The sequence below is a fragment of the Rathayibacter sp. AC451 genome, assembly GCF_979253095.1.
The window spans coordinates 2,233,748-2,251,973 of record NZ_CEEDBD010000001.1; the positions used below are offsets into that span (position 1 = coordinate 2,233,748).

Below are 18,226 nucleotides of genomic sequence, written 5' to 3' on the forward strand. Positions count from 1 at the left end.
CTCATGTTCTGCGGATCGGGGGAGATCGGGGTCGGTGGAGGTGGGTGCGGCGGCGTCGGCGTCGGCTCCGTCGGGGACGCGGGCGTGCGGCGTCGGGAGTCCTCAGGTCCCGATACGCCCCCTGCGGGGCCATTCGACCAGCAGGAAGGCGCGATACGCCCCTGCGGGGCTACTCGACCAGCAAGAGGGGGCGGAAGGACCAGGAGCACCTGGGGTGGCGGGTCTCGATACGCCCCTGCGGCCGGGGCTGCTCGACCAGCAGGAACAGGCGGGGCCGCCCGGTCGGACGGCCCAGCCTGTGCGCTACTTGATCGAGCCGCGCATCACTCCGCTGACCACCCAGCGCTGAGCGAACAGGTAGACGATCAGCAGCGGCGCCATCGCCATGAGGTAGGACGCGAAGGCGACGGTGTAGTTCGTGTTGAACTGCCCCTGGAACACGTACTCGGCGAGCGGGAGCGTGCGGGCGGCGGGGTCCGAGAGCACGACGAGCGGCAGGATGAAGTCGTTCCACGCCCAGACGCAGGTCAGGATGCCGACCGTCGCGTTCATCGGTCCGAGCAGCGGGAAGATCACCTGCCAGTAGGTGCGCCAGGTGGACGCGCCGTCGGTGCGCGCCGCCTCCTCGAGCTCGATCGGGATCGAGCGGATGAAGGCGGTGTAGATGAACGTGTTGATCGACAGGCCGAAGACCGCGTAGAGCAGGATCAGGCCGACCTGGTTGTCCAGGCCCAGCAGAGCCGTCTCCTTCACGACCGGCAGCATGATGATCGGGAACGGCACGAAGACCGCGGCGAGCAGGTAGAAGTAGACGCCCTTGAAGAACGGCTTGTCCAGGTTCCGAGCGACGGCGTAGGCGACCATCGAGTTCGAGAAGAGCGTCAGGACGACGGCTCCGACCGTGATCAGCGCCGTGTTCACGAACGCCTGCGGGAACCGGGTCGCGGTCCAGGCCTCGGCGAAGTTGCCCCACGAGATCGAGGTCGGCAGCTCGAAGCCGGTGCCGCCGAGCTGGTCCGGCGTCTTCAGCGCCGTCACGACGGCGAAGTAGAGCGGCAGGAGGATCGTGAGCGAGCAGACGGCGATCAGCGCGGTCGCCCACCAGTTGATCCGGTAGGTGTCGCGGGAGGGGCGGCGCGTCCGCCGCTCCTCGTCCTGGCCGAGGGCGATGGCGGTGGTGGGAGTGACGGTGGCGGTCATCAGAACGACGCCTCTCTGCGGCTGAGGACCCGGAACTGGATCAGCGAGACCACGATGATGATGAGGAAGTAGAGGACGGCGTTGGCCGTCTGGTAGGCGTACTCGCCGCCCTGGAAGCCGCCGCGGTAGATGAGCAGCGTGATCGACTCCGTCGAGGTGCCCGGTCCGCCGTTGGTCAGCGCCACGATGTGGTCGAAGACCTGCAGGAAGTTCTTCATCGAGATGACCATGTTGATGGTGAAGAACGAGGCGATCAGCGGGAACGTGATCGACGTGAACTGGCGCCAGGTCGACGCTCCGTCGAGCGAGGTCGCCTCGTACAGCTCCCCCGGGATCGTCTGCAGGCCGGCGAGGTAGATGATGATCGAGAAGGCCGAGGCCTGCCAGACCGCCAGGACCACGATCGCGACCCAGGCCCAGTCGGGGTTCGCGAGGATGTTCTCCCCGATGACGGGGATGCCTCCGAGGATCTGCGGCAGCGAGTTCGCGAAGAGGTACTGGAACACGTACCCGATGACCAGCGTCGAGAGCACGTACGGGATGAAGTAGATGCCCCGGAACGCGGTCTGGAACTTGATCTTCGCGTTCAGCGCGATGGCGATGGCCAGCGAGATGACGTTGACGAGGATCGTCGCCACGATCGCGAAGCCGAAGGTGAAGCCGTAGGCCTTCCAGACGCGGTCGTCCTGGAGGAGGGCGACGTAGTTGGAGAAGCCGATCAGGTCCCACGCGCCGTAGCCGGCGTAGTTCGTGAAGCTGAAGAAGATGCCGGTGAGCACCGGCACGGTGTGCAGCACGAAGAAGAGGAGGACGGCGGGGATCGTCATCCAGTAGAAGGTCTTCGAGGTGCGGCCGATCGTGCGCTTGCGCGGCGAGCGGGGCGGAGTCGTCGCGAGCGTCTGCGCGGGCGCCGTGGTGGTCGTGGTCATGGGCCGGGTCACTTCCTGGTCGTGCGTGCCGCGACTTTGCGCCACTCACTGTCGAGGGTCCGGAGCGCCGCATCGGCGTCCCCGTCGGCGAGGAACGCCTGGAGGGTGGGGTTGAGCGGGATGCTCGCGGGGATCTGGTGGTCGACGAAGCCGATCAGGCGGCCCTCGGCGAAGTACGGCTGCAGCTCGGCGAGGGTCGGATCGGCGTTGGGCGCGGCGTCCACGAGCGGCGAGTACGCGGCCTGGCTGGCGACGTACGGCTCGACGACTCCGGGCGTGAGCAGGTAGTCGACGAAGCGGCGGGCCGCCTCGAGCTTGGGGGTGCCGCGCCCGATCGCGATCGCGACGTCGACCCCGGAGGTGACGCGGGTCTCGGCGGGGTCGTCGAGCACGGGGTAGGGGAAGACGCCGAGGTCGATGTCGGGGTTGTTCGTGCGGACCGGGTTGATCGCCCAGATGCCCTGCGCGTACATCGCGGCCTCGCCGGCGGCGAATGCCTGGTTGCCGTCGTCGTAGCCGCGGCCGAACGCGCCCTCCTGGGTGTACGAGAAGAGGGTGCCGAGGCGCTCCATGGTGCTCGCGTAGTCCTTCGAGAACGAGACGGGAGAGTCGGGGCCGAGGCTCGCCCCCTCCTCCCGCAGCGCCTCGAAGAAGCCCTCGGGCTGGAGCTGACCGCCGATGGCGTTGAAGGCGGGGGCGCCGGTCCAGTTGTCGAGCAGGGCGCCGTAGAACGGAGTGACGCCCGCGGCGACCAGGGCGTCGCAGACCGCGATCAGCTCGCTCCAGGTCGTCGGCACCTCGAGGCCGTTCTCGGCGAAGATCGTGCGGTTGTAGAGGATGCCGTCGGCGTTGTTCGCGAACGCCAGGGCGTTGATCTCGTCGCCCTCGAAGCTCCCGAGGTCGGCGAGGATCTCGAGCGCCGCCGGGTTCACCCGGTCGACGAGCTCGTCGCCCGTGAAGTCGTGGAAGACGCCGGCCTTCGCGAGGTCCGCGTAGTACCCGCTGCCGTTCAGGGTGAGCACGTCGGGGACCTTGTCCTTGACGAGGAGGGTGCGGATCGCCGTGTCCGGGTCGGGCACGTTGTTGGCGATCACGCGGATGTCGGGGTTCGCCGCCTCGAAGTCGCGGATGATGCGCGCGAAGTCCTCGACCGCCTCGGCCTTGAACTGGAAGAAGTCGAGAGTGGTGACTCCGCTCGAAGCGCCCGGCGAGGCGCAGGAGGCGAGGGCGGCCGCGGAGGCGGCGGCCAGGGGCACGGTGAGGAGGGTCCTGCGCGAGAGGTGTCGTCTCGCGAGGTCTGATCGGGGGGACATCGGCGTCTCCTTGCGGTGGAAGGGGTGTGGTGAGGGAGGGGTGGACTGCTGGATCAGCGGGGTGGGGGCGGCGGTCAGACGGCGGTGAGGGTGAGCACCACGAGCTGCTCCGGATCGAGGACGGGCGCCTGGACGCCGACCGTCGCGAGGACGCGGCCGCTGAGCACGGTCGTGCGGCCGGTCCAGCCGAGCTCGGACTGCCCGGGGCCGCCCAGCGGCGCACTGACCGGTGCGAGGGCCACCGAGTACGACCGCTCCGGATCCAGACCCGGGAACGTCAGGGGTCCGGGCGGATAGCTCTCGCTCGTGCGGAGGCGGGCGTAGACGAAGAGCGCCTCGGCCCCGTCCACCGCGACCACTCCCGAGAGCGAGGCCGAGTCGTCGGCGAGATCGGTCCGCACCGCGACGCCCGAGTGCAGCAGGGCGCGGTGCTCGCGGTGGAACGCGACCCAGCGGGCGAGCTCCTCCTCGACCTCCGGGGCGAGGTCGGAGATGTCCCACTCGATGCCGAAGTGGCCGGTGAGCGCGGTGCCGGCACGGAAGGACAGCGAGTGGGTGCGCGACGTCGAGTGCGACCGCGGCCCGCCCACGTGCTGGCCCATCAGCTCCGGCGGCACCACCAGCTGCGTGTACGGCTGGATCGTGGCGCGCTCGAGCGGGTCGATGCAGTCGCTCGTCCAGATGCGGTCGGTGCGCGCGAGGATCCCGAGGTCGACCCGGGCCCCTCCGGAGGCGCACGCCTCGATCTCGAGCCCGGGGTGGCGGGCGCGCAGCTCGTCGAGCAGGCGGTAGAGGGCGAGCACGTTGTCGTGCACGGCCGCGCGACCGGTGGCGGGCGAGACGGCCTCGAGCAGGTCGCGGTTGTGGTCCCACTTGAGGTACGCGATCGGGTACTCGACCAGCAGGGCGTCGAGGGCCGCGAGGACGTGGTCGTAGGCGCCCTGCTGCGAGAGGTCGAGGACCTGCTGCTGGCGACCGGGGAGCGGGAGGTGTCCGGCGGGGCCGAGGATCCACTCCGGGTGCGCACGGGCGAGATCCGAGTCGGGGCTGATCATCTCGGGCTCGACCCAGAGCCCGAACTGCATGCCGCGCGACGTAACGGCGTCGATGATCGGAGTGAGGCCGTCGGGCCAGACGGAGCGGTCGACGCTCCAGTCTCCGAGTCCGGAGGTGTCGTCGCGGCGGCCGAGGAACCAGCCGTCGTCGAGCACGAACCGCTCGACTCCCAGGCGCGACGCCCGCTCGGCGAGGGCGGTGAGCCGCTCGAGGTCGTGGTCGAAGTAGACGGCCTCCCAGGTGTTCAGGGTCACCGGGCGCGGCGTCGACGGGTGCTGCGGCCGCGCACGGACCGAGGCGTGGAAGCGGGCCTGCAGCTGGGACAGTCCGTCGCCCCACGAGCCCGAGGCGATCGGCGTCTCGTAGCTCTCGCCCTGCGCCAGCTCGATCTCGGCGGGACGCAGCAGCTCGCAGGCCGCGAGGAGCGAGACCCCCTCGGGGGTGCGCTCGGCGCGGATCGAGGTGTTGCCGCTCCAGCCGAGGTGCAGGCCGTGCACGAGGCCGCGCTCCCAGCCGAAGCCGGGGGTGCCGACGGCGAGCAGGAGGGTGGAGTCGGCGCCGGGGCGGCCTCGGCGGCTGGAGCGCACGTGCTCGCCGATGGTCAGCTCGTGGCGCTGCGGGTGGCGCTCGCGGAGGTGGTGCCCGGTGGTGTCGAGGATCTCGCGGGCGGTCGCAGGGAGGGGGAAGCCGAGCTCGAGGCGGTCGAGGCGGAAGGGCCGCTCGTCGAGGTTCTCGACGCGGGCGCGCTGGGTGAGGAGTCCGGCGGAGTCGACCTCGAGGTCGATCGTGACGCGGAGGCGGGCGCCGGCCGCGATCAGCCGGAGCGCGGATCCGAGGACCTCGACGCTCTCGACGGCGAAGCGCTCGCTCGCCGTCGTGCGGTCGTGGGTGCCCTCGAGGGTGGGGGCGTGCTGCCAGCCGTCGGCCTCGACGGCGACGAGCCCGAACGGAGCGAAAGCGTCGAGCCCGCCCGAGACGCGCTGCGGAACGGCGGCGTCGGCGAGGGCGGATAGTTCAGCGCCGGAAAGATCACCGAGGTCGGCGCCCCAGTGCGTGATCGAGGGGAACGTGTCGTGCCGGGCGTCGAGGACGACGCTCGTCCCTCCGTTCCGGAGATGGAGGACCGCACGATCCGCGGACCGACGGGTGGCGGGACTGCTCGTCTCTGCTGTGCTTCGCTGCATGTGTTCTTTCTACGGCAGAACTAATGGGGGTGTCAAGAGGCTTCCCCGAGCCCACCACGGGTCGACGACCGCTACATTGCTACCGGAGTGGAAAGAAGAGGCAGCATGGCCATCACCGACACCGTCGCCCCCGAGGACACCGCGGGGACCTCCGCGGAGCTGCTCGCCCGCGAGGTCCTCATCCACGGTCCCATCTCCCGCAGCGAGCTCGGCCGCCGCCTCCGCCTCTCCCCCGCCAGCCTCACCCGGCTGGCGCGCCCCTTCATCGAGGGCGGGCTCTTCGTCGAGGGACCCGAGCAGAGCACCGGAGTGGGCCGCCCGGCCCGCCCGCTCGACATCCGCCCCGACTCCCTCCGCTTCGTCGGAGTCAAGGTGACGGGCACGCAGGTGCTCGCGGTCCGCACCGACCTGCGCGCCCGGACCGAGGTCGAGCTCGTCCGCGATCTCGCGGGCACCTCGCCCGCCGAGGTCGTCGAGGCGATCGTCGGAGTGGTCGAGGATCTCGGTGGGGCCGCCGCGTTCGCGGGTCTCGGAGTCACGATCGGCGGCAGCGTCGACGCGGCCGGCCGCGTGAGCCGTGCGCCGTTCCTCGGCTGGCGCGACGTCGATCTCGCCGGGCCGCTCTCCGAGGCGCTCGCCCTGCCCGTCGCACTCGAGAACGACGTGGTCGCGCTGACCGCGGCGGAGCACTGGTTCGGTCAAGGCCGCGGCGTGGCGCACTTCGCCGTGCTCACGATGGGCGCGGGAGTGGGCTACGGACTGGTCGTGCACGACCGCGTGGTCGCGCCTCCCGCGGCGGGCCTCGGGCTCGGCGGGCACTTCCCCCTCGACTCCGGCGGACCGGTCTGCGAGGCGGGGCATCGGGGCTGCTCCACCGCGATGCTCACGCTGCCGTCGCTGTCGCGGCAGCTCCTGGTGGCGACGGGACGCGAGCTGACGCTGGGCGAGGGGCTCTCGCTCGCGCGGTCGGGCGACCCGGGCGCCGCTCGGATCCTCGGGGACGCCGCCCGCGCGCTCGGCACGATGATCTCGGCGATCGCGAACCTGGCGATGGTCGACACGGTGATCCTGGCCGGCGAGGGTGTGGCGCTCTACTCGGAGCAGTCGGAGCTCGTCGACGCGACCATCGCGGCGACGCGGGATCCGGATGCGGCACCGCCCGTGCTCCTGGTCGACGACGGCGGGCTCATCGAGTGGGCGCGCGGGGCGGCGGCGACGGCGATCCAGCGGCTGCTGCCGCGGATCGCCGGGTCGTCCTCCGGGGCGGCGGAGTAGCGCGGCGACACTGCTCGCCCCCTCGCTGATCGAGGAGCCGCGCAGCGCCCACCCCCTGCTGATCGAGGAGCCGCGCAGCGGCGTACCGAGACCTCCGTCACCGGGAGGGTGGATCTCGATACGCCCGCTCCGCGGGCTACTCGATCAACAAGAGCGCGCCCGCTCCGGAGGGTGGTCGATCAGCAAGGACGTGCGCGCCCCGAGGGATGCTGGATCAGCGGGGACGCGTCCGCACCGCGGGACGCGCGGGCGGCAGGGCCGCTCAGCCCTGCGCCGCGACGAGCTCGCGGAGGGCCTGCACGACGAGGGCGTGGTCGTCGAGGGAGGCGAGGCCCGAGACGGTGGCGGCAGCGACCACTCCGACCCCGCGCACGCGGATCGGGACCGAGCCGCCGGTGACGGCGTACTCGGGACCGAGCCAGCCGCGGTCGGTCGGATCGGCGCCCGCGGCGACGAAGCGGGCGTCGGCCAGAGCACTGCTCGTCTCGAGGCGGAGGACCACGGCCGACTTGCGGGAGATCCACGACTCCTGATCGGGCGTGCTCCCCGGCAGCGCGGCCCGGAAGAGGATCAGGCCGGGGCGGCGGATGTCGACCGAGACGGCCGCTCGGGCCTCGCGCGCCAGCTCCGCGATGCGGCAGCCCAGCTCCCACGCGGTGCTGTGGTCGAACGAGTCGAGCACGAGCTCGCGCTCCTGCTGCTCGAGCTCGGCGACGAGGGCGGTCGCGGCTCCGACCTCATCTGTGGTGCTGTCGGTGCTGGTGCTGTCGGTCACGGTGTCCTCCCGGAGTGGTCCCCCGACGAAGCCGACCACCTCGGTGCGACCTCGCCGCGGCGGCGCGCCGGAGGAGGGGTCAGCGGCCCTCGTACTCGGCATCGGTGACGTGCTCGGCCCAGATCGTGCTCGCGGCGGGATCGTCCGCGCTCTCGAAGAGGGCGAGGTGCTCCATGAAGACGCCGGGTGCGCTCGCGTGCCAGTGCTCCTCGCCGGGCGGCGTGTAGAGGGTCTGCCCCGCGTGGACCTCGAGGACCGTGCCGTCTCGGCTGCCGAAGCGGGCGACTCCGCTGGCCACGTGCAGGTACTGGCCGCGCGCGTGCGCGTGCCAGGCGGTGCGGGCGCCGGGCGCGAAGCGCACCCGGGCGAGGGTGGCGCGCTGATCGGCGTCGTGCGGGACCGCGATCAGGTCGAGCCAGACATGGCCGGCGAACTGCTCGGGCGGGTTCTCGACGGTGGGAGCGGTGGGTTCGATGTTCACGGGGATCCTCTCGGCGGTGGCGGGGTCAGAGCGGGAGCAGTCGCACGGTCGCCGAGACCGGGCCCGCCTCGAGCATGGGCGAGAGGTAGGGGCTGCCCGCGTACTTCGCGCGGTAGGCGGCGTCGACCGCCTCGTGCATCGCTGGGTCGGCCTGCTCGAACGCCACCTCGTGCTCGGTGCCGGCGGCGCGGATCCGCCCGGCGCCCTGCTCGATCGCGGCGCGGTACCAGCGCGAACTCCGCCCGTTCCAGGCGCGGGCGAGCAGATCGCCGCCGACGACGACCGACCAGATCCAGGTGGGAGTGCCGTAGGTCGTGCCGTCGGCGCGGAAGGGCGACACGTGCAGATCATCGGAGGCGGCGATCGCAGCGAGCGTCGCTGGACTCAAGGTCATTCGGGGCTCCTCGGAGTCGGGGGCGGAGAGAGCACCGCGGCGGGCGCATCGCGGATCGTGCCGGGCGGCGCCTCCCGCTGCCGCGTCGCCCACCACGAGGCGAGCAGGCTCAGCGCGTCGGCGCTCGGCGAGCCGGGCTCGGCGCAGTAGATCAGGAAGTTCAGCCCTTGCTCGCCCATCGGCTCGAACGCCTCGTAGCTGAGGTGCAGATCGCCGACGACCGGATGGTGGAAGAACTTGGCGCCGCTGGCGTGATGCCGCACGTCGTGGGCGCCCCAGCGGCGGCGGAACTCATCGCTCCGGGTGGAGAGCTCGCCGATGAGCGCCTGGAGACCGGCGTCGTCGGGGGTGCGGCCGGCCTCGGTCCGCAGGATGCCGACGCTGATGTCGGCGGCCGTCGCCCAGTCGGGGTGGAAGCGCTCGGAGAGGTCACGGCGGAGGAAGGTGAAGCGAGCGAGGTTCACCGGTCGCTCGGGGCGCTCGTACTCGTCGGCGTACAGGGCGCGGAACAGCTCGTTCTCGGCGAGGACGTCGAGCCGGCCGTTGCGGACGAAGGCGGGAGCGCTGCTGATCGACTCGACCGCGAGGCGCAGGCCGGGGCGCACGGAGGCGATGCGGCGGGGACGGCGGCGGACGGGCGACCCTCCGGCCGCTCGGGCGAGATCGAACAGGTGTGCGCGCTCGGCGTCGTCGAGACGCAGCGCAGCGGCGAGCGCCTCGAGCACCCCCTCGGAGGCTCCGCGCAGGTCGCCGCGCTCGAGCCGGGAGTAGTACTCGATGCTGACCCCCGCGAGCTGCGCGACCTCGCTGCGGCGCAGGCCCGGCACGCGCCGGACTCCGCCGGAGGGCAGCCCGACCCTGTCGGGCGAGAGGCGGGCGCGGCGGGAGACGAGGAAGTCCTTCACCTCGGGATCGTGGGGCATGGGTTCACGCTACGTCGCGCCCCGGATCGGCGGGGTGCCCTGTCGGAACACCTCGGGAGAGAACCTCCCGGAACCCTCCTGGGGAGGAGTTGTCTGGATCGGCGCGCCCCCGTCCCCGCGCCGCGAGAGGATCACTCCATGCCCGCCGTCACGACTCCCGCCGTTCCATGAGCACCGCCGAGAACCTGCCCGTCGGCATGACCCGCGGCCTCACGCTCCTCTTCGCGATCGCCGGCGGCGCCGCGGTCGGCAACCTGTACTGGGCGCAGCCGCTGCTGGGGGTGATCGGCGGGGACTTCGAGTCTCGGCGGGTGCCGCGGGGCTGCTCGTGACGGTCACGCAGATCGGCTACGCCGCCGGGGTGTTCCTCCTGGTCCCGCTCGGCGACACGCTCGACCGGCGGCGCCTGATCCCCGCTCTGATGACCCTGGCCGCGGTGTTCCTGGCCGCCACGGCGCTGGCGCCCGCGTTCCCGGTGCTGCTCGCGAGCCTCGCGCTGATCGGGGTGACGACGGTGGCCGGCCAGCTGCTCACTCCGCTGGCCGGCGACCTGGCCACCGACGAGCAGCGCGGGCGGGTGCTCGGCGCGGTCGCCTCCGGACTGCTGCTGGGCCTGCTGATCTCTCGCGCGATCAGCGGGATCCTGGCCGATCTGCTCGGCTGGCGTGCGGTGTTCGGCATCGCCGCCGGGCTGATCCTGGTGCTCGCTCTCGTGATGGCCCGTCGGCTGCCGCACCTGCCTCCGCGCGCCCGGGTGCGGTACGGGAGCCTGCTCGCGTCGGTGCTGCGGACGGTCGGGAGCAGCCGCGCGGTGCGCGTGACGGTCCTGATCGGCGCCTCGGCGATGTGCGCGTTCACCCTGTTCTGGACCGGGCTCACCTTCCTTCTCGGCGCCGAGCCGTACTCCTACTCCGCCACCGCGATCGGGCTCGTGAGCCTCGTCGGCATCGCGGGGGCCGTCTCCGCGCAGCGGGTCGGGCGCCTGTACGACCGCGGGCTGTCGCTGCCCGCGATGGGCGTCGGACTCGCCGTGGCGCTGCTCGGGCTCGTGATCGCCGGAGTGGGCTCCGGCTCGATCGTGGTCGTGCTGATCGCGGTGGCCGTCTTCTCGATCGGGCTGCAGGGCGTGCAGGTGCTCGCGCAGACGCGCATGCTCTCGATCGACCCGGGGGCGCGGAGCCGGCTGAACACGGTGTACATCGTGGGGAACTTCGCGGGCGGCGCGATCGGATCGGCGCTCGCGGGCGTGCTGTGGCAGGCGGGCGGCTGGACGGCGCTGATGCTGGTGGCCGCGACGGTGCTGGGCTTCGGGCTGACGGTGTGGGCGGTGCAGCGGACGCGGGCACTGGCGGGCTGACGGGGGCGCGAGACGTCGCGGGGGTCCTCGCATCGCGAGTCGACTCGAGACGGGCTCCGACCGAGAAGCGCAGCCCGATCCGCGTCCACTCGACGAGGTCCACGGTCGCGAGTCGACTCGGAACGGGCTCCGACTCCGAAGCGCACCCCGGTTCGCGACCACTCGACGACGCTCACAGACGCGAGTCGACTCGGAACGGGCTCCGACTCCGGCGCGCACCCCGGTTCGCGACCACCCAGGAACCTGCACGGCCGCGAGTGGGCGCGAGACGGGCCCCGAAGCAGCGCTGCACCCCGCTCCGCGACGACTCGAGGACGACGACCGCGCCCGCCGGCTCAGCGGCGGTCGAGCCGCGGCGCGTCGGCCAGCAGCCTCCGCGTGTACTCCGACGCCGGCGCCCCGAGCACCGCAGCGACCGGCCCCGACTCCACCACCCGCCCCTCGCGCATCACCGCGATGCGGTCGCTCATGTGCGCGATCACACCGAGATCGTGCGAGATGATCAGCAGCGCCAGTCCGTGCCTCCGCTGCAGATCGTCGAGCAGGTCGAGGATCTGCGCCTGCACCGAGACGTCCAGCGCCGACACCGGTTCGTCGCAGATCAGCACGTCGGGCCGCGTGGCCAGGGCGCGCGCGATCGAGACCCGCTGGCGCTGGCCGCCCGACAGGGTCCGAGGCGACCGCGAGGCGAGCGAGGGAGCCAGGCCCACGCGGCCCAGCAGCTCGTCGACGTCGCCCGCCCCCGCGTCGCGCAGCAGACGGCCGACGCTCCAGCGCGGGTCGAACGACGAGAGGCTGTCCTGGTAGACGGCCCCGATGCGCGGTCGCAGCGGGCGCCGGTCGCGTTCGCGCGCCGCCGACCACGGCCGGCCGAGGAACTCGACGCTCCCCTCCTGGGGACGCCGCAGGGCCAGCAGGAGGCGCGCCACCGTGCTCTTGCCCGATCCGGACTCGCCCACCAGCCCCAGGGTCTCGCCGCGCCGCAGCTCCAGGCCGATGTCGTCGACGGCGACCCGCGTCCCTCCGTCCGGGCGCGCGAAGCTCGTGCGCAGCCCCTCGGCGCGCAGCACCACGTCGCCCGGGGGCGGCGGAGGAACGACCTCGGCGCTCGAGGACGACAGCCGCGTGCCGCGCGGCCGCCCGGTCGGCACCGCCGCGACGAGGGTGCGGGCCTCACGGCTCGTCGGAGCACCCAGCACCTGCGCGGCGGGACCCTCCTCGACCACGCGGCCGTCGGCCAGCACGAGGATGCGGTCGGCGAGCCCGGCGACGACCGCGAGGTCGTGCGAGACCAGCAGCAACGCCCGTCCGCGCGCCTTCTGCTCGGCGAACAGCTCGAGCACGCGGGCCTGCACGGTCACGTCGAGCGCGGTCGTCGGCTCGTCGGCGACGAGCAGCGGAGGATCCAGCGCGATCGCCGAGGCCAGCAGTGCCCGCTGCCGGAGCCCGCCCGAGAGCTCGCCCGAGCGGTCGCGCATCCGCTCGGCCGCGTCGGGCATGCCGACGCTCGTCAGGGCCTCGGCCGCGCGCCGCGAGCGCTCGGCCGCGGGCAGGCGCCCGTGCAGACGCCAGGCGTCGCCGATCTCGCGCCCGATCGGACGCAGCGGGTCGAGGGAGAGGAGGGCGTCCTGGGGTACGAACCCGGCACCGGCCCCGCGGAGCCGCCGCAGCGTCGGCTCGCCCGCACCGACCACCTCCGTGCCGCCCACGCGCACGCTGCCCGAGACCGCGCCCCCGCTCAGCCCCAGCAGCGCTCTGGCCGTGACGCTCTTGCCCGAGCCCGACTCCCCCACGATCGCGACGCACTCGCCCGGCTCCACGCGGAACGACACCCCGTGCACCACCTCGACGCCGTCGAACGCGACGCGCAGGCCGTCGACGACGACGGCGCTCATCGCGCACCCCGCAGCCGACCGCCGAGCACGGTGGTGGCGATCGTCGTCAGCACGATGACGAGTCCCGGGAACACCGTCAGCCACCACGCGCTCGCGAGGTAGGTGCGGCCCGCCGAGAGCATCGCTCCCCACTCCGGAGCCGGCGGCTCGGCCCCGAGGCCCAGGTAGCTGAGCGCCGACGCCCAGACGATCGCCTGCCCCACGCCGAGCGTCGCGAGCACCGCGAGGGGGGCGAAGGTGTTGGGCAGCACATGCCGCAGCAGGATGCGCGCGGGGCCGTGGCCGAGGACCCGCGCGGCCTCGACGTAGCCGGAGTCGCGGATGCCGAGCAGCTGCGTGCGCAGGATGCGGGCGTACCCCGGCGCCGTGGACAGGCCGACCGCGATCGTGGCGGGGACCACTCCGGGACCCGTCACCACGATCACCAGGAGCGCCAGGAGCAGTGCGGGGAACGCGAACAGCACCTCCAGGACGCGCCCGATCAGCCCGTCGACGAACCGGCCGCCGAACGCGGCGATCACGCCGAGGACCGCGCCGAGGGCGAGGCCGATGGCGGTCGCGCTGACGCCGATCAGGAGGGACGCGCCCGCGCCGGCGATCACGCGGCTGAGCACGTCGCGACCGGACTCGTCGGTGCCGAGCAGGTGCGTGGCGGACGGCGGCGAGAAGGAGTCGGTGGGCGCGATCGCGAGGGGGTCGAACGGGGCGAGGAGGCCGGGAGCGGCCGCGGCGAGCAGCAGCAGGGCGACGAAGGCGAGCGAGACGATCTCGCCGGCGCGCAGGCGGGCGCCACGACGGCGCACGGGTGCCGCGGAGGTGCGCAGCTCGAGCTCGCTCACGCGGCCGCCTCCTCGACGGACTGCGCCCGGACGACCCGGGCGGGAGCGAGGCGCGGATCGACGAGGCGCGCCACGAGGTCGGTGGCGACGGTCACGAGGATGTAGGCGAGGGCGGTGACGAGGACGACCCCGGTCACCACCGGCACGTCGCGGACGGTGACCGCCGACAGCAGCGAGCGCCCGAGCCCGGGCCGCGCGAAGATCGTCTCGACGACCACCGCCCCGCCGATGAGGTAGCCGAACGCCCAGCCCGAGAGCGCGATGCCGGGCAGCACCGCGTGGCGCAGGGCGTGGCGGAGGCGGAGTCCGAGCTCGCTCTCCCGCGCGCGCGGGCCGCGAGGACGAACGGCGACTCCAGGGCGTCGAGGAGCGAGCGGCGCATCACCTGGCCGAGGAAGCCCGCGAGCGGGATCGCGAGGGTGAGCGCGGGCAGGACGAGGCCGTTCGGCGATCCGGTGCTCACCGGCGGCAGCCAGCGGAGGGTCGTGGCGAACACGGCGATGAGCACCGTGGCCAGCCAGAAGTGCGGGAGGGCGGCGGCGGTCAGCTCGAGACCCGCGCCGAGGGCCGCGGCGAGACGGCCGCCGCGGGTGGACCAGAGCGCGGTGCCGAGGGCCAGGATCCACGCCAGTGCGAGCGCGAGGACGGCCAGCAGCAGCGTGCCCGGCAGCTGCTGCCCGAGCAGCTCGACCACCGGGACTCGGAGGGAGTAGGACGTGCCGAGGTCGCCCCGCGCGAGCCGGCCCAGCTGGGTCAGGTACTGCAGGAGGAGCGGCTGGTCGAGCCCGTACTCCTGGCGGACCGCGGCGAGCGCCTCGGCCGAGGCCTGCGAGCCCGGACCGCCGAGGATCGCCTCAGCGGGATCGCCGGGGATGAGGCGGATGAGGAAGAAGACCGCGGTCGCGACGGCCCAGAGCACGACGACCGCGCCGCCGAGGCGGAGGAGGACGCGGCGGATCATGCGGGCTGCTCCTTCCAGGGGGTCACGGCACCAGCATGCCGGACGGTCCGCGCGGAACCTCCGCTGAGAGAGGGGTCTGACGGCTGACAGCCGAAAGACCCCACTGACAGCTGACGTCGCGCGCGCATCTGCTGGTCGAGCAGCCCGGGGGCGCGGGCTGCTCGATCAGCGAGGCGGGGCGTCGGGTCAGACCCAGGCGTCCGCGAACCACGGTGTCGAGACCGTGGCGAGCGCCTCCACGCCCTGCACCGACGAGCGGAGCAGGTAGTGGTTCTGCTGGTCGTACAGCGGCAGGATCCAGTAGCCCGAGAGCACGATCTCCTGCGCCTGGCGGTACAGGTCGGCGCGCTCGTCCGCGTCCGTCGTCGCGCTGGCCTGCTCGAGCAGCGCGTCGAGCGCGGGGTCGGCGATCTGCGCGTGGTTGGCGAAGTAGCCGCTGGGCGCGGGGGTGATCCCCGAGGACGAGTACAGGATCCGCAGCACGTCGGGGCCGACCTTCGTGTACGGCGCGCTGACCAGCTCGTACTCGTTCGCCGCGAGGGCCGCGTACCAGCTCGAGAGGTCCAGCAGGCTGATCTCGACGTCGAAGCCGGCGGTCTTCGCCGAGGCCTGGATCTGCTCGAAGAGCGACTGCTCGGCCGGGATCGACTGGTTGGTGCTGACCGGGAAGCGCAGCGTGAGCGGCTTCCCGTCCTTCTCTCGGACGCCGTCGCCGTCCGAGTCGGTCCAGCCGGCGGTCTCGAGGAGCTCCTCGGCCGCGGCGACCTCGTCGTCCGATCCGGCGTCCTCGAAGAGCGAGGGGTCGGAGTAGGCGGTCGCCTCGCTGCTCGAGAGCGGCGAGTAGGAGCGCTCGGCGGTGCCGAAGAAGAGGGAGTCGATGGCGTCGTTCACGCCGACGGCCCGGATGAACGCCTCGCGCACGCTCGCGTCGTCGAAGGGCGACTGGCCGCCGTTCAGCTCGATGCGGTTGACCGAGCCGGGGCGGGGAGCGTCGAGCTCGACGAGGTCCGACGCGTCGGTCGCGGCCTGCAGCGTGTCCGGCTGCGCGTTGTCGATCACGTCGACCTCGCCGGCCTGGAGCGCCGCGTAGCGGGTGGCGGAGTCGGGCAGGAAGCGCCACTCGATGCTCGAGAGGTACGCGGGCCCCTCGTGGCCGTCGCCGGTGGGGCCGGTCGAGGCGTCGTAGGCGTCGTTGCGGGTGAGGGTCACGTGGTCCTGCTTGACCCACTCCGTCACCGTGAACGGACCGGTGCCGACGGGCGCCTCGCAGTTGGCGGCCTCGCCGCGGGCGATGCCGGTCGGCGACTGGATCGCCGTCCACGGCTGCGCGAGCGACTCGAGCAGAGCGCTGTCGGGGGCGCTGAGCGTGAAGCGCGCGACGGTCGGCGAGACGGCCGTGACCGACTCGACCTTGGCGACGGCGAGGTAGCCGGTGGAGGACTTGGTGGCCGGGTCCTGCAGGTGCGCGATGTTGGCGGCGACCGCCTCGGCGTCCAACGGCGTGCCGTCGGTGAACTCGACGCCCTCGCGCAGGGTGAAGTCGTAGCTGAGCGCGTCGTCCGAGACGGTCCACGACTCCGCGAGCCACGGCGTGATCGTGCCGTCGGCCTCGCGCGAGACGAGCGACTCGAGCACCTGGGTCGCGAGCAGCGCCTGCGGGTAGTTGCCGCCGACGTGGGGGTCGAGGCAGGTCGGCTCCGCGTCGCCGGACGCGTAGGTGAGCACGCCGTCGGCGACCGGAGTCGCGGAGTCGCCTCCCGCGTCGGACTCGGCGGTGCAGCCGCTGAGCAGGAGGGCGCCCACGGCGAGCGCGGCGGGGAGGAGGAGAGAGCGGCGCATGACGTCTTTCGTGGAGGGTCGGGAGTGCCGGGTTTCTTGGACGCGGCCCAGGAAACGCTAGCAGGAGGGGCGGGGCTGCGGGACGAGTCGCCCGGATCCACCCGCGTCCTTACGGCGCGATCGGAACGAGCGGAGCATGCCGGATCGAGGCCGCCAGGCCCTAGCCTCGGAGCGTGTTCCTCAGTGCGCCCCAGGGCTTCCGCGATCGTTCCGCCGTCGATGCGCGTCGACTGATGCTGGAGGACGAGCCCTCGGTGCAGCCCCTGCGCGTGTTCCGCGAGGAGCTCCTCGCCCGGCGCACGCGGAGGAGCCCCGGAGCGGTCGTGCCCGACTTCGACCCCGCGGAGGCCGGGATCCGCGCCCGCGCCCTCCTCGTGCTCGAGGCCCCGGGCCCGATGGCGGCCGGCCTCGCCGGATCGGGCTTCGTCTCGGTCGACAACGACGATCAGACCGCCGCCACCACCTGGACGCTGCGCGACGAGGTCGGTCTGCACGAGCGCACGCTGGTCTGGAACATCGTGCCCTGGCACCTCGGCGACGGCGCGCCCGATGCGGACGAGCTGCGCCAGGGCGCGATGGAGCTGCGCCGCCTCCTGCCGCTGCTCCCCGATCTGCACGTCGTCGTCACCGCCGGCACCGCGCCGACGAAGGGCTGGGCCGCGAACATCGCTCCGTATCTGAGCGGCGGGCCCACCGTCATCGGCTCCTGGAGCCCCGGGCAGCGCGCGATGAGCCAGCCCCGCAAGCGCGACGAGCTCAAGCGCGCCTTCGAGCGGGCGGCGCAGCTGGTCGGCTGACCCCCGCGCAACGGATCCGGGAGTCGTCTCCGCGTTCACTCCGGCGTCGACGGCCCGCCCTCCCGCCTGTCGGCACCGACCCGTAGGGTCGGGGGCGAGGGGGCGTCGTGCCCCCGCTAGGGGGAACTCCATGCCATTGCTCTCGCGTGCCGCCGTCCGGCGCACACTCGCTCTCGCCGCCGCCGTCCTGGTCGCGGGCTCCGCGCTCGCCACGCCCGCGTACGCGGATGCCCCGGAGGGGACCGCCACGATCACGGGCCGGGTCCTGTTCGAGGGAGCGCCGGACGCTCCTCCGGCCGCCGGAACCGGGGTGCTCCTGCTCCCCGCGACGACCAGCGAGGTGGAGCCCGTCGTCCCGTCGGCCACGGCCGCGGACGGCTCCTTCGCCGCGAACGTCGTGCCCGGCGTCGAGTACACGGTCCTCGCCACCGTCGAGGACGGCCTGCACGTTCCCCGCAGTCTCGGCGCGACCGGCCGCTTCGAGCGCGGCACGGTCTTCTCGGCCGACGCCGGAGAGACGCTGGCGCTGCCCGAGTACGTGATCCCGCTCGGAGCGACGATCAGCGGCCACGTCACGACCGACGACGGCCTCCCCGTCCCGGTGTCCGCCTACCAGGGCCCCCTCGTCGGCTACACCGACACCGTGACCGAGGCGAACGGCGACTACACCGTGCGTGGTCTCGACCCCGACCTCGGCGCCGTCACCGTCGCCTTCGGCTCGGACGGCGACGGCGGCGCCCAGGAGTGGTGGCGCGACAGCCCGACCCAGGACGGCGCCGAGACCATCGTCCTCACCAGCCTCGACGAGGCCGTGACGGGGATCGACGCCGACCTGCGCACGCGGACGAACCCGCTCGACACCGTCCCCTGCGTCGACGTCTCGACCCTGACGGTCTCGAAGGCGACGTCGGCCGTCCGCGCGTTCCTCCGGAGCCACCACGACGCCGGTGCGCTGAAGGCGCTCACGCGCGCCGACGTGCTCCAGTACCTGGCGCGCTGCGCCTGACC

General features: G+C 73.0%; 17 protein-coding genes and 1 pseudogene. 5 read left to right on the forward strand and 13 right to left on the reverse strand.

From position 1 onward, the window contains the following. Positions 1–303: 303 nt before the first annotated feature. The 4 genes from AC0CID_RS10725 to AC0CID_RS10740 form a co-directional block, all read right to left on the reverse strand. Entirely contained in the window at positions 304–1,200 is an 897-nt protein-coding gene (locus AC0CID_RS10725) for a carbohydrate ABC transporter permease (protein WP_207407331.1), read from the reverse strand. Next, entirely contained in the window at positions 1,200–2,129 is a 930-nt protein-coding gene (locus AC0CID_RS10730) for a carbohydrate ABC transporter permease (protein WP_107574274.1), read from the reverse strand. Before AC0CID_RS10730 ends, AC0CID_RS10725 begins: the two co-directional genes overlap by 1 nt. Positions 2,130–2,137: 8 nt before the next feature. Then, positions 2,138–3,442: an ABC transporter substrate-binding protein gene (locus tag AC0CID_RS10735; RefSeq protein WP_465226790.1), complete on the reverse strand. Its 1,305-nt coding sequence runs from the start codon at positions 3,440–3,442 to the stop codon at positions 2,138–2,140. Positions 3,443–3,516: 74 nt separating this feature from the next. Continuing rightward, the gene (locus tag AC0CID_RS10740; protein WP_465226791.1) at positions 3,517–5,682 is read right to left on the reverse strand and encodes an alpha-galactosidase; all 2,166 of its coding nucleotides are present in this window, start codon (positions 5,680–5,682) and stop codon (positions 3,517–3,519) included. A 105-nt stretch (positions 5,683–5,787) separates the two neighbouring features. Here AC0CID_RS10740 and AC0CID_RS10745 point away from each other — a divergent pair, with 105 nt between their 5' ends. After that, positions 5,788–6,957: an ROK family protein gene (locus tag AC0CID_RS10745; protein ID WP_465226792.1), complete on the forward strand. Its 1,170-nt coding sequence runs from the start codon at positions 5,788–5,790 to the stop codon at positions 6,955–6,957. 262 nt (positions 6,958–7,219) lie between these two features. On the opposite strand, the gene AC0CID_RS10750 is transcribed toward AC0CID_RS10745, so the two are convergent. The 4 genes from AC0CID_RS10750 to AC0CID_RS10765 form a co-directional block, all read right to left on the reverse strand. Beyond that, entirely contained in the window at positions 7,220–7,732 is a 513-nt protein-coding gene (locus tag AC0CID_RS10750; protein ID WP_465226793.1) for a heme-degrading domain-containing protein, read from the reverse strand. A gap of 79 nt (positions 7,733–7,811) precedes the next feature. After that, positions 7,812–8,213 (reverse strand): cupin domain-containing protein, encoded by a 402-nt coding sequence (locus AC0CID_RS10755; RefSeq protein WP_465226794.1) that lies wholly within the window; start codon positions 8,211–8,213, stop codon positions 7,812–7,814. Between the two features lie 25 nt (positions 8,214–8,238). After that, positions 8,239–8,607: a DUF2255 family protein gene (locus tag AC0CID_RS10760; protein ID WP_465226795.1), complete on the reverse strand. Its 369-nt coding sequence runs from the start codon at positions 8,605–8,607 to the stop codon at positions 8,239–8,241. Beyond that, positions 8,604–9,530 carry a helix-turn-helix domain-containing protein gene (locus tag AC0CID_RS10765; RefSeq protein WP_207407322.1) on the reverse strand — a complete coding sequence of 309 codons (927 nt, stop codon included), beginning with the start codon at positions 9,528–9,530 and terminating at the stop codon, positions 8,604–8,606. Before AC0CID_RS10765 ends, AC0CID_RS10760 begins: the two co-directional genes overlap by 4 nt. 167 nt (positions 9,531–9,697) lie before the next feature. On the opposite strand from AC0CID_RS10765, the gene AC0CID_RS10770 reads away from it, so the two are divergent. Then, the gene (locus AC0CID_RS10770) at positions 9,698–9,862 is read left to right on the forward strand and encodes a hypothetical protein (protein ID WP_465226796.1); all 165 of its coding nucleotides are present in this window, start codon (positions 9,698–9,700) and stop codon (positions 9,860–9,862) included. Beyond that, a complete protein-coding gene (locus AC0CID_RS10775; RefSeq protein ID WP_465226797.1) occupies positions 9,859–10,887 on the forward strand; it encodes an MFS transporter in 1,029 nt (342 codons plus the stop codon). The genes AC0CID_RS10770 and AC0CID_RS10775 overlap by 4 nt, the downstream gene beginning before the upstream one ends. A gap of 335 nt (positions 10,888–11,222) precedes the next feature. On the opposite strand, the gene AC0CID_RS10780 is transcribed toward AC0CID_RS10775, so the two are convergent. The 5 genes and pseudogenes from AC0CID_RS10780 to AC0CID_RS10800 all read right to left on the reverse strand — a co-directional run bounded on the left by AC0CID_RS10780 (position 11,223) and on the right by AC0CID_RS10800 (position 16,421). After that, complete coding sequence (locus tag AC0CID_RS10780) at positions 11,223–12,782, reverse strand: ATP-binding cassette domain-containing protein (protein WP_465226798.1); 1,560 nt, start codon at positions 12,780–12,782, stop codon at positions 11,223–11,225. Next, entirely contained in the window at positions 12,779–13,621 is an 843-nt protein-coding gene (locus tag AC0CID_RS10785) for an ABC transporter permease (RefSeq protein WP_207407316.1), read from the reverse strand. Before AC0CID_RS10785 ends, AC0CID_RS10780 begins: the two co-directional genes overlap by 4 nt. Further along, a complete protein-coding gene (locus AC0CID_RS10790) occupies positions 13,618–14,247 on the reverse strand; it encodes an ABC transporter permease subunit (RefSeq protein ID WP_465228085.1) in 630 nt (209 codons plus the stop codon). The genes AC0CID_RS10785 and AC0CID_RS10790 overlap by 4 nt, the downstream gene beginning before the upstream one ends. 161 nt (positions 14,248–14,408) lie before the next feature. Then, positions 14,409–14,582, reverse strand: a pseudogene (locus tag AC0CID_RS10795) (ABC transporter permease); the annotation flags it as partial. 186 nt (positions 14,583–14,768) lie between these two features. Continuing rightward, a complete protein-coding gene (locus AC0CID_RS10800) occupies positions 14,769–16,421 on the reverse strand; it encodes an ABC transporter substrate-binding protein (protein WP_465226799.1) in 1,653 nt (550 codons plus the stop codon). A 173-nt stretch (positions 16,422–16,594) separates the two neighbouring features. Between AC0CID_RS10800 and AC0CID_RS10805 the strand changes: the two genes are divergently transcribed. Beyond that, on the forward strand, positions 16,595–17,218 hold the full coding sequence (locus AC0CID_RS10805; RefSeq protein ID WP_207407309.1) for a uracil-DNA glycosylase family protein: 624 nt from the start codon (positions 16,595–16,597) through the stop codon (positions 17,216–17,218). 130 nt (positions 17,219–17,348) lie between these two features. After that, positions 17,349–18,224 (forward strand): hypothetical protein, encoded by an 876-nt coding sequence (locus AC0CID_RS10810; RefSeq protein WP_465226800.1) that lies wholly within the window; start codon positions 17,349–17,351, stop codon positions 18,222–18,224. The last annotated feature ends 2 nt before the right edge of the window (positions 18,225–18,226 follow it).